The sequence below is a fragment of the Pseudomonas sp. TYF_14 genome, from assembly GCF_043105275.1.
In the GTDB taxonomy this organism is placed as follows: Bacteria; Pseudomonadota; Gammaproteobacteria; order Pseudomonadales; family Pseudomonadaceae; genus Aquipseudomonas; species Aquipseudomonas alloputida.
Genome location: NZ_JBICLK010000081.1, coordinates 102,242 through 116,501 on the forward strand (window position 1 = coordinate 102,242; position 14,260 = coordinate 116,501).

The following is a 14,260-nucleotide window of genomic DNA, read 5'->3' on the forward strand; positions in this document are numbered from 1 at the left end:
CGGTCAATACCCCCGAAGCAGCCGCCGCCTGTCGCGACGGGCTGCTCCCGCAGGGGCTGCGCAAGGCGAGGTTCAGCGCAAATCCCCAACCATGCTGGCCAAGGTCTCCAGCACCGCCCCGGCCAGTGCCTTGGAGCGCGCCCCCGACCACCCGGTGACGGCATCGGGCGCGTCGTCATGGTCCTTGAACGGCATTTCCAGCGTCAGTGACAGGCAGTCATGGGCCATGCCCACCGCATTGCAGGCCAGCGTCGTGTTCGCCTGTCCGGGCTCGTCACGGGTATAGCCATGCACCGTCTGGAAGTCGCGAGTCAGGCTGCACAAGGTGCTACGGAACTGCTCTTCGAGTTTGGCCAGCCGAGGGGTGTAACCCGGGTTGCCCTCGCATGCGGCCGTGAACACGTGGGGGATCTCTTCGTCACCGTGCACGTCGATGAAGGCATCCACACCGTACTGCTTCATCTGCGCCTGTGCAAAGAACACTTCCGGGCTGAATTCGACGCTGGCGTCCTGCCAGGCGCGGTTGAGGTCCTTGCCCTTGAAGTTGGTGCGCAGGTGGCCGAGGAAGGCGCCGTCGGGGTTCATGTTGGGGATCAGGTAAAGGTCGGCCTTGGCCAGCAATTGCTCGACCACCGTATCGTTGGCCTGCAGGCGGTCGATCACGCCTTCCATGAACCATTCGGCCATGTGCTCGCCCGGATGCTGCTGGGCAATCAGCCACAGCTTGCGCTTGCCTTCGGCACCGTCGCCTGCCCGCAGCAGGGGGATATCACGGCCCTGGACACTGCGGCCGCTGGCCAGCAACTCGACCCCCGGGAGTTGGCAGGCACGTTCGATCAGCTGGTTGTGGCGGGCACGCGGGTAGGGCTCGAAGTAGGCGAACCAGATCTGGTCCTGTTCAGCCTTCACCTCGAACGATAGCGCCGTACCGTCGAACTGGCTTGGCACACGGAACCAGCGCTGCTGGTCGTAGCTGGCCACAGCGTTGTAGCCGCTCCACGCATTCTTGTACGAGGAGCCAGAAGCGTTGTCCAGGCTGAAGCGATGGACCTGCCCCGGTGTGAGCCCGCTGACCTTGAAGTGGAACCACTGGTAGTGGCCGCTGTGGGTGTCCGGGCGAATGGCCAGGTGTACCTGGGCCGGGTTGCTGGCATCCAGTACCTGTATGTTGCCGGAGTCGAAATCGCAGTCGATCTGCAGGGGGGACAGCGTCACGGTCATGTGCCGGGCTCCTTTGCGGGCATTGTTGTAGGGGTACTGTATACGGCTTGGCGGGGATGCTGTGCAAGAACAGGCAGGGCGAGCCGTCAGCGGACAGCCCGTATGCGGCGGGCCAGTGCCGGCAAATGCGTGGACTTCAGGTTATCTGAAGAACTGACTGGGCGTGGTACCGAACTGGCGCTTGAACATGCTGGCGAAGGCACTTGGGCTGTCATAGCCCAAGGCCCCCGCCACATCGATGATTCGCTCGCCCAAGGCAATCCGCTCCAGTGCCTGCATCAGCCGCGCCTGCTGGCGCCACTGGCCGAAGGTCATGCCGGTTTCCTTGCGGAACAACCGCTGGATGGTCTTTTCGTCCACCCCCAGTCGCAGGCCCCAGTCGGCAACGGTGGCGTTATCCTCGGGCCGTTCATGCAATGCCGTGCAGATCACCCGCAGGCGCTGGTCGCTGGGCTGCGACAGCTTCAGCGGCAAGGTCGGCAGTACGCAGATTTCGTCGAGGATCAGGCGCATGACCCGGGCTTCGCGCGAGTCCTCGGCAAACGGTGCGGTGAACCCCACCGAGGCCTTGATCAGTTCGCTGAGCAAGGGCGAGATGCTGATGGCCTTGCTCTGCAGGGGCAGGCCGGTTGCCGCGTCGCTGCGCACGAACACACTGCGCATCTTCACGTCGCCGACACAGCGAATGGCATGCACCTGGCCGCAAGGCATCCACACACCTCGGCTGGGTGGCACCGTCCAGCATTCGTTTCCGGACTCGACGATCATCAGGCCTTTGATGGCATAGATCAGTTGATGCTTGGTGTGGCTATGGGGCTCGATGAACCAGTCGCTTGGGTAGTCGGTCGCACGGCTACCCACTTCCCAGGTCCACTCATCGACCTCCACCAGCAGTTCACGTTGCGGCTTTACCATCGTGACCTCGTATCGAAGCAGCCTGGCAGCGCCACTTTAGCAGCAACGGCCAGGGCGGGCCTGCGAGCGGGTGGCCGGTAGCAAGGCGGTGGCCAACCCGAGCAGCGGCAGGAACGCGATGGCTTGGTACACCCATTCGATGCCATGCCGGTCGGCCAGTGTGCCCAGGCCGGCTGCACCCACGCCGCTGATGCCGAACATCAGCCCGAACATCACCCCCGAAACCATGCCGACCCGGCCTGGCACCGCCTCCTGGGCATACACCACCAGGGCAGCGAATGCCGAGGACATCACCAGGCCGATGGCCACCGCCAGCACGGCTGTCCAGGCCAGGCTGGCATGGGGCAGGGCCAGGGCGAAGGGCGCCACACCGAGGAACGAGACCCAGATCACGGCCTTGCGCCCGATGCGATCACCCACCGGGCCACCGGCAAAGGTGCCCAGCGCAACGGCTGCGAGGAACACGAACAGGTACAGTTGGCTGTGCTGCACACTCAGGCCGAAATGCTCGATCAGGTAGAAGGTGAAGAAGTTGGTGAACGAAGCGATGTAGACGAACTTGGCGAACATCAGCACGGCGATCACCGCCACAGCGCGCCACATGGCACCCTGCGACAGGCCGGGGGCCTGTTGGCCCGCGAAGGTCTTGAGCCGGGCCTGGCCGTGGCGCACGCTCCAGCCCGTCACCCGCAGTAGCACCAGAACAGCCAGCGCAGCGGCCAGCATGAACCAGGCAATGGCCGGTTGGCCGTGCGGAATGATAATGGCAGCAGTGAGCAGCGGGCCGAGGGCCGAGCCGGTATTGCCGCCGACCTGGAAGGTGGATTGCGCGGTACCGAAGCGCCCGCCGGAAGCCATTCTGGCCACCCGTGAGGCCTCTGGGTGAAAGGTGGCCGAACCCACGCCGACCACGGCGGCGGCCACCAGCAGCATTTCATAGCTGCCGGCAAAGGCGAGCAGGGCGATGCCCACCAGCGTTACCAACATGCCGGCAGGCAGCAGGTAGGGTTGTGGGTGCTTGTCGGTGAACATGCCGACCCAGGGTTGCAGCAGGGAAGCGGTCACCTGATAGACCAAGGCGATCCAGCCGATCTGGGCGAAGCTCAGCGCGAAATCGCTTTTCAGCATGGGGTAGATCGACGGCAGTACGGCTTGAATCAGGTCATTGAGCAGGTGGGCGAATGCAGCAGCACCGACGATGCGCACGACAAAGCCCTGAGGCTGGTCGGCAGGCGTGGCGGCGGCTACGGAGGCGGCGGAGGTTGTCATGGGCAAGGTTCTTCTATGGCAAGGGAGCAAGGCGTCGCCGCAGCAGGTTATCCAGTGCCGAGGTTGCCTGTCTCACGCCGAACAGGCAGCCAATGTCGCGTTTCGGGCATCCGTGCCCACAGCCTGTCAGGAGAACGGAGGCGCTCCTGCAGATGATTGCCTTCAGGCCATATCGGCTGCGGTCTTGCCGGCGACCTTGTGGCGCCCGCCCAGCCATACCAGCAACAGCCCCGCAGCTGCCAGCACACCTCCGGCCATCGGCACGGCGGCGTAGCCCAGGTTCAGGCTGATAACCGCACCACCCAGCGCCGCGCCCACGGCGTTACCCAGGTTGAACGCACCCACGTTGATCGACGACGCCAGGCCTGGCGCCTCGATGGCGGCAGTCATGACGCGCATTTGCAGCGGCGGTACCACGGCGAAGGTGAACATGCCCCAGACCAGCAGGGCGATGGCAGCGCCGATGTGGCTACCCAGTACCAGGGGCATCGCCAGCATGATCAGCGCCAGCACGGCGAGGAAGATCTTCGCCGCGCCATCCAGCGACCAGTCGGCCAGGCGGCCACCCAGGCTGTTGCCAAGGGTGAAGCCAACCCCGATCAGTACCAGTCCCAAGGTTACGAAGCCGTCCGAGGCACCGGTCAGTTCGGCCAGCACCGGCGCCACGTAGGTGTACAAGGTGAACATGGCACCGGCACCGAGCACGGTGGTGGCCATTGCCAGCAGCACGCTGGGGCGGGCAATGACCGCCAGTTCCTTGCGCACATGCGGCACGCTGCCGCGTTCACCCTTGGGCAGGGCGTACCACAGTGCGGCCATGGCCAGCAGGCCGAGTACGGCGGTACCGGCAAATGCCATGCGCCAGCCAATCTGCTGGCCGATCCAGGTGGCAGCCGGCACGCCGCCGATGTTGGCGATCGTCAGGCCCATGAACATGGTGGCCACGGCGCTGGCCTGTTTCTCCTTGGGCACCACGCTGGCTGCCACCACGGCTCCCAGGCCGAAGAACGCACCATGGTTGAGGCTGGTGACCAGTCGCGAGGCGAGCAGGGTGTAGTAGTCCGGCGACAGTGACGACAGCAGGTTGCCAAGGGTGAAGATGGCCATCAGCGCCATCAGCGCAGCGCGCTTCCCAAAGCGGCTGAACAGCAGGGTCATGATCGGCGCGCCGACCATCACGCCAATGGCATAGGCGGTGATCAGCATGCCGGCGCTGGGGATGCTCACCTCCACGCCCTGGGCGATGACCGGCAGCAGCCCCATCGGGGTGAACTCGGTAGTGCCGATGCCAAAGGCACCAATGGCCAACGCGAAGAGCACGCGGCCGGGTCTCATTGTTTGAGCAGTCATCGGTGTCAGTCCCAGGTTGGCGCCAGGCCGTCAGGGCTGACCTCGCGGCCGTTGCGCTCCAGCTTGGCGATGCGTGCCATGTCGTCGGTGTCCAGCGTCAGGCCACGGGCAAGCAGGTTGCTGGCCAGGTTTTCACGCTTGGTCGACGACGGGATCACGGCATAGCCCAGTTGCAGGGCCCAGGCCAGGGCAACCTGGGCGACGGTAGCCTTGTGCTTGGCGGCGATCTGGGCCAGTACCGGGTCTTTTAGCACTTTGCCGTAGGCCAGGGTCATGTACGAGGTCACGGTGATCCCTTGTTCCTTGAGGAACGCGGTCAGCTTGCTGTTCTGCAGATAGGGGCTGAGCTCGATCTGGTTGGTGGCGATTTCCCCTTTGCCGACCACGGCAATGGCTTGCCTGGTCAGCTCGATGTTGAAGTTGGAAACGCCGATCTGGCGAGCCAGGCCTTGCTGCTTGGCGTCGGCCAGGGCCTTCATGTACTCGGGCAGTTCTACGCCGTTGCCCGGCGCTGGCCAGTGGATCAGCAGCAGGTCGACGTAGTCGGTGCGCAGTTTCTGCAAGCTGTCACGCAGGCTGGGGATCAGCTTGTCGGCGGCGTAGTTGTCGACCCAGATCTTGGTGGTGATGAACAGCTCGCTGCGCGGCACGCCGCTTTCGGCGATGGCCTGGCCGACTTCGGCTTCGTTCTTGTAGATCTGTGCGGTATCGATGACACGGTAGCCGACTGCCAGGGCAGACTTGACCGAGTCGATGACGGTTTGGCCGGTGAGGCGGAAGGTGCCGAGGCCGAAGGAAGGAACGCTCATGGGGTTGCTCCTGAATAGGGGGAGGATCATGTGGTGCCCAGTGTGCAGGTTTGAACGGCAGCGAATAAGCCGCTATGGCGCCAAAGTCATTTGACCTGTAGGCACAAATACATTTTCAAGTTGTGCATTCACTACATAAATAGGGCCAGAGGGGATTGGAACCTTGTTCAGCTAGCGCTTTTTTATCAAGCGTTGAGGCTGCCCATGACCCCTTCCGTAATACCTGCCGACTCCATCGATGCGCTGATTGCCCGTCAGTTGCCAGGCTGGCTCAAGCGCGCGTCTGCCCAAGAGCTGACAGAGCTGCGCGCCGCTGCTTTGCGCCAACAGCGGGCGCAGGACCAAGTAGACGCCTGGTTAGGGGCCATAACCCCCTTGGATGAGTTCGCCGAGTCGTTGCTCAAACGTGCGCCCGAGGCCCGTTCGATCAAGCAGGTAGACCTGCGCCAGGCTCAGCTCAGGTTGGTGACCCTCCAGCCAAAACCGTCGATATCGCCTGCTTTACCTAGCACGTCAACACGCATCGTCAGCACCCAGACGCTTCTCTCGGCGGCACTGCATAACTTCCACGAAAAGGAAATGCAGCCTGGCTGGTTCGCGGCCGGGTCGCAGTTGGTCACTGCCAGCGGGCACCTGCTGCCGCTAAGTGCGCAAGCCTTTGTCCGCCTTTGCAGAGACATTGATATTGGCAGGCGTTATCAAAGCCATTTGCAATCGAAGCTTGAAGGCGAGGGGGTGGCCGTCGAGAGCACCCTGGAGGAGGCGTTGAGGGCCAACCTGGCGCTTGCTGCAATCGCCGCAAGGATCAAGGATGAAATCGATGAGCAGACCTGTCAGTGGATCAACCAGGTGGTGGGCACAGGGTCTTTCCTGCCAGCCGACAACACCGTATTGAAGTGTCACACCCTGCGGCTGTTGGGGAAGGAGGTCATTGGCGCACTGGTGATCGAAGTGCGTCAGAACGCCCGCCTGCTTGGTGTTATCGCGTGGTTCCCTGAGGACCCGTATGCCCCGGTGAGTTGGCACACCAGCTGGGAGCTGCTGTACATGACGCTTGGCATACGCTTGCGTAATGAGGCCTATCGGCGCTACTTCCAGCGCTTCGTCGCAGAGCGTGATCGCATCGCCTTCTGCGCGGCCCTGAACGCACTGCTCAGCCACGGTAATACTGTTCTTCCGCTTGAGCTGGATGGCCGCTGTTTTGCGATCGAGGGCGACGTGTTCGTCGCGCTGCGCCAAGCCCGGATCGAAAAAATGCTGGATGACGCACGGGTATTGGCGGTTTCGACAGAGGATGAAGATGTCGCCGACCGTCGCGCACGTTTGCAGGGCTATCTGGATTTGGGGTTGAGCGTGGCAGGCCTGGCAGCGCTGTTTGTGCCTGTGTTGGGGCAGGCCCTGCTGGGGCTTACGGTGGTGCAACTGGCGGGTGAGGTGTACGAAGGCTACCAGGATTGGCAGTTGGGTGATCGCGACGCCGCATTGGGCCACTTGTTCAACGTGGCCGACACGGTCGTGATGGCGGCGGTGACGGCGGCCGGAGCGACGGCACTTGGCAAGCTGGCACAGCGAGTGGCGCGGGTGGATGCCATGGTGCCAGTAAGCCTGGGCGATGGCCAGTTGCGGCTGTGTGATCCGTCCTTGTCGGGCTATCAGCGTGAGGGCGTCGATCTGATGGTAGGCCAGGCCGTGAATGAAACTGGCCGTTCGCTGAGGCGCCTGCACGATGCTGTCTATGAGGTGAGCGAAGGGGACGATGGCGCATGGCGTATTCATCACCCATCAAGGCCAGGGGCGTATTCACCAGCACTTGAGCACAATGGTGCCGGGGGATGGGTGCATGAGTTCGAGCAACCGCAGCGCTGGCATGACCCCGCCTACATGGTGCGCCGCCTTGCCAGCCGCACGGCGCAGGTGCCCGATGAGGCGGTATCTGTAGCGCTGCAGACCACCGGTTTCGAGGCTGACTGCCTGCGCCGTTTGCTGTTGGAAAATGCGCCCGCGCCGGCACGCTTGCTCGATGCCATCGAACGCCAGCAATTGCACCGTGATTTCCCGATGTTGCGGGGGGACGCTTTCGAGGAGGTCTTCAACGAGCGACAGATCAGCCCGCAAGCAGCGGACCGCGTATTGATGCGGGACTTCCCAGGCCTTTCCCACCGCTGCGCACGGGAAATCGTCGAGGGGGCCAGCAGCATCGAGATGGAGAGCCTGACGGGTGCAGGCCGGGTACCCCTGGCCTTGGCGGAGCGTGCCCGCTGGGCAATACGCGACAGCCGGATAGACCGTGCCTGCGCAGGGTTGCGCCAGGCCGCCGCAGAAAATGACGATACCGGTAAGCTCGCGCTGGGCCTGATCGATGCAATCGCCCCTTGGTCGGCTGGGGTCAACGTTGAGCTGCCTGCCGCGGGCAGGGGTGGGTTGCTGCAGATGTTGAGACGGCAGCTGGACAGCCGCCAGCGACAGTTGCTTGGTATTAGCCAGATGACGGATGACGCACTGGGTGAGCGGCTTGGGCGTGAGGCACTCGCTGACCGTGAAGCGGCGGCCCGAATGATTGGGCTGGCCCGTGTGGGGCAGGGGATTCGCCCTCCTGTACGGTTGTTCGATGGGCGGATGGGCTACCCGCTCAGTGGCCACCTGACAGGGACTCGCCAGGCACTACGGCGCACGTTGAACCACGTGTATCCGGTGATGAGCAGTGAGCAGCTGGAGGCCTATCTGCAAGACCTGGCTTGGCGGGGAGTGGACCCCTGGAACCATGTGAGCCAACTGCTACAGGCCAAGGTCAGCCTCAAGCAGGCATTGCAAGCCTGGCGAAATGACGCAGGACTGAACATTGTTCGCCGCCTGCGTCGTTTCAAGGTTGCCAGGCGCATTACGGCAAGCTGGCAGCGCTTTACCCCAGGGGAGGTGGCGGGTGACTACCACCTGACCCTCGTGGGTGAGCGGGTGGGTGAGTTGCCGACCTTGCCTGACAATGTGAGTTTCGACCACATCACGCACCTGACCCTGCGCGATATGCAGGTGACGAGCCTTGATGCGGGCTTTCTTGGTCGCTTCAGCAAGGTACGCAACCTGGACTTGCGGAACAACCAGCTGACGCGCCTTCCCGCAGGTATCGAGCAACTGACCGAACTGAGGACCCTGCGCCTTGGCGGCAACCAGATCGTGCTTTCCAGCGAGGATAACCTGCGTTTGAGCCAGCTTGTGGAACTGCGCCGCCTGGAGCTCAACGGCAACCCGGTCGGTTTGCTGCCACCCTTGGCGTCTTTCCCCCTGCTGCGCCGGCTGTCCTTGCGCAACACCGGGCTGGGCGAACTGCCCGCTGATCTGGCCAGGCACGGTAATCTGGAGTTGCTGGACATGCGTGACAACCAGATCCAGACGCTGCCTGAAGCGTTGTCTTTAGTGCCGCTTCGCCTGTGGCGGGGCCTGGAGCTGCACGACAATCCACTCTCGGACGAAACCCTGCAGCGCTTGCAGTTGGCCAGGGCGTCGGCCGGGGCCGCTGAGCGGCGACGTGTAGCCCATGCCACTGCGATCCCGAATGCTGCAGCCCCTTGGTTGTCAGGATTCACGCCGGCCCAGCGCGAGGTGCGATTGGCGAGCTGGAACCGCTTGAACCAGGAAGCCGGGGCGCAGGATCTGTTCCGCTTTTTCTCTGATTTACGCGCCCTGCGTGAATACGACGCACAACCGCGCGACCTGCAGGCCCGGGTGTGGCATATCCTCGAGGCCTGCGAGCAGCACGCTGAAGTACGCGCGAGCCTGTTCGAGCAAGTTGCCCGGCCGCGCAGTTGCAGTGACGAGTTGCTGCTGACGCTCAGCGAGCTGGAGGTTGGCGCGCTGGTCGCCAAGGCCGGTACAGCCGGTACCGGGTTACAGAAGGAGCGGGCGCTGGTCAGGCTGGGGCGTTCGTTGTTCCGCCTGGACAAAGTCAACGCAATTGCCGCGCGGCATATTGCGGATTACTTCTCGAACGATCCCGTTGAGGTTTACCTGACCTATCGCGTCAGGCTGGCAGATAGTCTCGACCTTCCCGTGCAGCCCAGCCATCTTTCGTACGAGAGTTTCAGTGGAGTTGGCCGTGAAGACCTGGACGCCGCGCGCAGCGAGGTGCTGCGGCAGGAAACGCCACAAGCCTTGGCGCAGGCGCTGGCAGATCGAACCTTCTGGCAGGACTACCTGCAGGAGCAGCAGGCGGCGCGCTTCAGCCGCCTGGACGAGCCTTTTCAGCAGCGCCTGGATGCGTTGCTCGAACAATCGAAAACGCTGAGTGATGGCGACTATTTTGCCCAGGTCGAGCATATCTGCGCAGCGCGTGAGGTCGCGAAACGGCAGCTTTTGCTTGAGTTGAGCCGTGAGGCAATCCAGCGCCACGGCCTGTGAACGAAACAGCCCGCCGAGAGGCGGGCTGTTCGCTGGGGCGGGACGATCAGCGGCGGCGGAACAGCGGCAGCGGTTCGTCGGTGGCGGCCTGGTAGGTCACCGAGAAGTCCTTCAGGCTTTGCAGCGCGTCTTCCGGGTCCTTGTCGGCACGGATGGCGAATGCGTCGAAGCCGCAGCGGGCCATGAAGAACAGCTGGTCGCGCAGCACATCGCCGATGGCGCGCAGTTCGCCCTTGAACTTGTAGCGGTCACGCAGCAGACGCGCATTGGAGTAGCTGCGGCCGTCGGTGAATGCCGGGAAGTTCAGGGCGATGACCTGGAAGTGGTGCACGTCTTCACCGATTTCCTCCGCTTCCTGGTCGCTGTCCAGCCATACACCCAGGCCGCCATCGCGGGCCTTGAGCACGTGGGCATGGTCGCGCCACATTTGCAGCGGCACGATGTAGTCGTCGCAGTTGGTCAGCTCGTCGAACGAGGTTTCCTTGGGCAGCAGGTGCCAGGTTTCGTCGACGATCTGGTTGTTCTTAATGATTCGCTGCATAGACGCGTTCCTTGAAGGGGTCGATGCCGATACGCTGGTAGGTGTCGATGAAACGCTCTTCCTCGGTACGTTGCTCGACGTACACGGCGATCAGCTTCTCGATCACATCGGCCATGTCATCCTGCGCGAAGGACGGGCCAAGGATCTTGCCCAGGCTTGCGCCGCGTGCGGCGTTGCCGCCCAGCGACACCTGGTAGAACTCCTCACCCTTCTTGTCCACGCCGAGGATGCCGATGTGGCCCACGTGGTGGTGGCCGCAGGCGTTCATGCAGCCGGAGATGTTCAGGTCGATTTCGCCGATGTCGAACAGGTAGTCCAGGTCGTCGAAGCGGCGCTGGATGGACTCGGCAATCGGGATCGACTTGGCGTTGGCCAGCGAGCAGTAGTCGCCACCCGGGCAGCAGATGATGTCGGTCAGCAGGCCGATGTTCGGGGTGGCGAAGCCGCTCTCGCGCAGTTCAAGCCACAGCGCGTGCAACTGGCGCTGCTCGACGTCGGCGAGGATGATGTTCTGCTCGTGCGAGGTGCGCAGGAAGCCGAAGCTGTAGCGTTCGGCCAGGTCGGCCACGGCGTCCAGCTGCTTGTCGGTCACGTCGCCCGGGGCAACACCGGTAGGCTTGAGTGACAGGGTCACAGCCACGTAGCCCGGGCGCTTGTGGGCGCGGGTGTTGCGCGAGCGCCAGCGGGCGAACCCTGGGTGCTCGGCATCCAGGGCGGTGTAGTCGACGTTGTCGAGTGCGAGGTACTCGGGGTCGACGAAGTGGCGCGATACGCGCTGCACTTCGGCTTCGGTCAGGGTGGTGGTGCCGCCACGCAGGTGGACCATTTCGGCCTCGACCTTTTCGGCGAACACTTCCGGGGTAAGGGCCTTGACCAGGATCTTGATCCGCGCCTTGTACTTGTTGTCACGGCGACCGTAACGGTTGTACACGCGCAGGATGGCGTCGAGGTAGCTGATCAGGTCCTGCCACGGCAGGAACTCGTTGATGAACGAGCCCACCACCGGGGTACGGCCCAGGCCACCACCTACCAGCACACGGAAGCCCAGTTCGCCGGCAGCGTTGCGCACCGGCTCAAGGCCAATGTCGTGCACTTCGATGGCGGCGCGGTCTTCCTGCGAGCCGTTGATGGCGATCTTGAACTTGCGTGGCAGGTAGGCGAATTCCGGGTGGAAGGTGGTCCACTGACGGACGATTTCACACCACGGGCGCGGGTCGACGATTTCGTCTGCGGCCACACCGGCGAACTGGTCGGTGGTGGTATTGCGCAGGCAGTTGCCGCTGGTCTGGATCGCGTGCATCTGCACGGTGGCCAGTTCGGCGAGGATGTCGGGGATGTCTTCCAGCGCCGGCCAGTTGAACTGCACGTTCTGGCGGGTGGAAATGTGGGCGTAGCCCTTGTCATAGTCGCGAGCGATCTTGGCCAGGGTGCGGACCTGGTTGGCGTTCAGCTGGCCGTACGGCACCGCGACACGCAGCATCGGCGCGAAACGTTGGATGTATAGGCCGTTCTGCAGGCGCAGAGGGCGGAATTCTTCTTCGCTCAGCTCACCGGCCAGGTAGCGGCGGGTCTGATCACGGAACTGCTTGACGCGGTCCTCGATGATCCGCTGATCGTACTCGTCGTATACGTACATAAAAGTCCTGTCTCAGGCATGCAGCTATTCGCGCGCACGGCCGCGCACTCCGGTACGGAGCCGGGGAACGATAGCAGGTTGCGGTTATGCGCTAAAGTGATGTTTTTGCATATGAAAAGAACCAAATGGACTATGTGAGATTGACTGCCATTTGTGCGCTGAGCATCGCCAGGCGTTTATAATCCGGTGTTTGCTTCGCAGAGATGTGACCCCATGCTCAAGGCCCTGTGCCAAAGCTTGTGCCTTGTCTTGCCACTGGTGGCAAATGCGCAACCGGCTTCGGTGGTGTTCCTCAACCCGGGGCTGTCCACCGAGACATTCTGGACCAGCTATACCCGCTTCATGCAGGCCGCCGCGGACGAGCTGGGCATGAACCTGCAGGTGCAATACAGCGAGCGCCGCGCCGACCTGACACTGACCCAGGCCCGGGCGATCCTGAGCGCGCCGCAGCGGCCGGATTACCTGGTGCTGGTCAACGAGCAGTACGTGGCACCGGAAATCCTGCGCCTGTCGCGTGGCACCGGGGTGAAGCTGCTGCTGGTCAACAATGGCCTGACCGCCAGCCAGCGCCTCAGCATCGAGGGCCAGCCCGACAAGTATGCCGAGCCACTGGGTACCTTGATGAGCAACGACGAGCAGGCAGGCTTCCAGATGTTGCACCTGATGCTCGCGCAGCTGCCTCGCGACGCAGGGCCGGTGGATCTGGTGGCTTTTGCCGGGGTCAAGACCACCCCGGCCTCGCAGTTGCGCGTTGAGGGCATGCGCCGCGCCCTGGCCGATTTCCCTCAGGTGCGCTTGCGGCAAGTGGTATACGGCGGCTGGAACCGCCAGCGCGCCTATGAGCAAGCGAAGCAGTTGCTGGAACGTTACCCGGCCACCCGGCTGGTGTGGTCGGCTAATGACCAGATGGCCTTTGGTGCCATGCAGGCGTTCGAGGAGGCCGGGCACACGCCGGGGCGTGACGTGCTGTTCGCTGCCGTCAACAGCTCGCCCGAAGCCTTGCGCGCGCGTATCGATGGGCGCCTGAGCGTACTGATGGGTGGGCATTTCACCCTTGGCGGTTGGGCCATGGTGATGCTGCACGATGATGCCCACGGGCTGGCGTTGAACCGCGACGGCGTGCGCGAACGCCGTATTCCGGTATTGCAGGAAATCGATCAGGCCAAGGCCAGGCGTTGGCTGAAGCTGTTGGAAAGGGACGACTACGGCGTCGATTTTCGGCGTTACAGTGCCGAAGGGCGGCCGCCCGGGTACCGTTACCCGTTTCTGGCGTCACCGGTCGAATATTGAATGACCCTGCTTGAGGGAAGGGCATTGCTCGTCTTAACTGCTGGTGGTGAAGTGCATTCCCATAACCACTACAAGAGGCAATGCAATGGGAAACTCAACCAAGGTCCGCAAAGCTGACAGCAGTGTCGATGCCTGGGCGATCCTCTGCCTGATCGTTCTGGTGGTGGTCACTGCCGTGTATTGGGTCAGCCACCAGTGACTTGCAACTCAAGACCGTGATGTAGCAGGGGCGTCTGCGGGAGGGAATCTCGCAGGCGCTTTCTTATTGCCTGTGGCCGCTTCTTCGCGGTGAAAACATATCCCTTGAGAATGGCGCAGGACCGTCGTAGGGGCAGGTTTACCCGCGAAAGGGCCGGGCCTGCTGGCCAATTTCCACCTGCCGTTCACCGTTGCCGCCGCTACCGTATTCGCGGGTAAACCCGCTCCTACGCCTGAACGAGGGTGGACACAGGTCGGGGGTTGGACAGGCCGCTGTAGGCGCGGGTTCACCCGCGAAGAGGCCGGCACAGGTTAGCGGGTCAGGTGCAGGGCCAACTGCACCAGCCCGATCAATACCGCAATGAACACCAGGGTGAACAGCGCCCCCAGCGCAATGAAGTGGCTGGCCTTGCCGTGGGTGAAGTCGCGTGCGCGGTTTTTGCCGCTTTGCACGCCGAAGGCGGCAGCGAGGATGCTGTGCAGCATCTGCCAGAAGGTCGGGGGTTTGCCCTGGCTGGAATCGTCCATGGTGGCTCCTGGGGAAATCAGAGGCAATCAGGGACAGTGTAGGCAATGGTTGTGAGGTTGCCCGTACCGGCCTCTTCGCGGGGAAACCCGTTCCAACAGGTAAATGACTGC

The 14,260-nt window shown here is 63.1% G+C and carries 10 protein-coding genes; 2 read left to right on the plus strand and 8 right to left on the minus strand.

The genetic code is table 11. The features are described 5' to 3' along the window. Positions 1–72: 72 nt before the first annotated feature. The 5 genes from ACF8O8_RS20945 to dkgB form a co-directional block, all read right to left on the minus strand. The gene (locus tag ACF8O8_RS20945; RefSeq protein ID WP_010953323.1) at positions 73–1,221 is read right to left on the minus strand and encodes a M14-type cytosolic carboxypeptidase; all 1,149 of its coding nucleotides are present in this window, start codon (positions 1,219–1,221) and stop codon (positions 73–75) included. Positions 1,222–1,362: 141 nt separating this feature from the next. Beyond that, positions 1,363–2,136: a helix-turn-helix domain-containing protein gene (locus tag ACF8O8_RS20950; RefSeq protein WP_010953324.1), complete on the minus strand. Its 774-nt coding sequence runs from the start codon at positions 2,134–2,136 to the stop codon at positions 1,363–1,365. A 36-nt stretch (positions 2,137–2,172) separates the two neighbouring features. Further along, positions 2,173–3,405: an MFS transporter gene (locus tag ACF8O8_RS20955; RefSeq protein WP_392510366.1), complete on the minus strand. Its 1,233-nt coding sequence runs from the start codon at positions 3,403–3,405 to the stop codon at positions 2,173–2,175. 162 nt (positions 3,406–3,567) lie between these two features. Then, positions 3,568–4,740: an MFS transporter gene (locus ACF8O8_RS20960; RefSeq protein WP_049587587.1), complete on the minus strand. Its 1,173-nt coding sequence runs from the start codon at positions 4,738–4,740 to the stop codon at positions 3,568–3,570. 20 nt (positions 4,741–4,760) lie between these two features. Then, complete coding sequence (dkgB, locus tag ACF8O8_RS20965; RefSeq protein WP_010953327.1) at positions 4,761–5,564, minus strand: 2,5-didehydrogluconate reductase DkgB; 804 nt, start codon at positions 5,562–5,564, stop codon at positions 4,761–4,763. Between the two features lie 204 nt (positions 5,565–5,768). On the opposite strand from dkgB, the gene ACF8O8_RS20970 reads away from it, so the two are divergent. Next, a complete protein-coding gene (locus tag ACF8O8_RS20970; RefSeq protein WP_392510367.1) occupies positions 5,769–9,956 on the plus strand; it encodes an NEL-type E3 ubiquitin ligase domain-containing protein in 4,188 nt (1,395 codons plus the stop codon). Between the two features lie 46 nt (positions 9,957–10,002). On the opposite strand, the gene ACF8O8_RS20975 is transcribed toward ACF8O8_RS20970, so the two are convergent. Both ACF8O8_RS20975 and ACF8O8_RS20980 read right to left on the minus strand, forming a co-directional pair. Next, positions 10,003–10,497, minus strand: a complete 495-nt coding sequence (locus ACF8O8_RS20975; protein ID WP_003250391.1) for a DUF934 domain-containing protein — start codon at positions 10,495–10,497, stop codon at positions 10,003–10,005. Then, complete coding sequence (locus tag ACF8O8_RS20980; RefSeq protein WP_010953329.1) at positions 10,481–12,133, minus strand: nitrite/sulfite reductase; 1,653 nt, start codon at positions 12,131–12,133, stop codon at positions 10,481–10,483. Before ACF8O8_RS20980 ends, ACF8O8_RS20975 begins: the two co-directional genes overlap by 17 nt. Positions 12,134–12,346: 213 nt before the next feature. Between ACF8O8_RS20980 and ACF8O8_RS20985 the strand changes: the two genes are divergently transcribed. Continuing rightward, positions 12,347–13,423 (plus strand): ABC transporter substrate-binding protein, encoded by a 1,077-nt coding sequence (locus ACF8O8_RS20985; RefSeq protein ID WP_350297636.1) that lies wholly within the window; start codon positions 12,347–12,349, stop codon positions 13,421–13,423. Positions 13,424–13,933: 510 nt separating this feature from the next. Here ACF8O8_RS20985 and ACF8O8_RS20990 read toward each other — a convergent pair. Beyond that, positions 13,934–14,149: a DUF2970 domain-containing protein gene (locus tag ACF8O8_RS20990; RefSeq protein WP_004573790.1), complete on the minus strand. Its 216-nt coding sequence runs from the start codon at positions 14,147–14,149 to the stop codon at positions 13,934–13,936. Between the last annotated feature and the right edge of the window lie 111 nt (positions 14,150–14,260).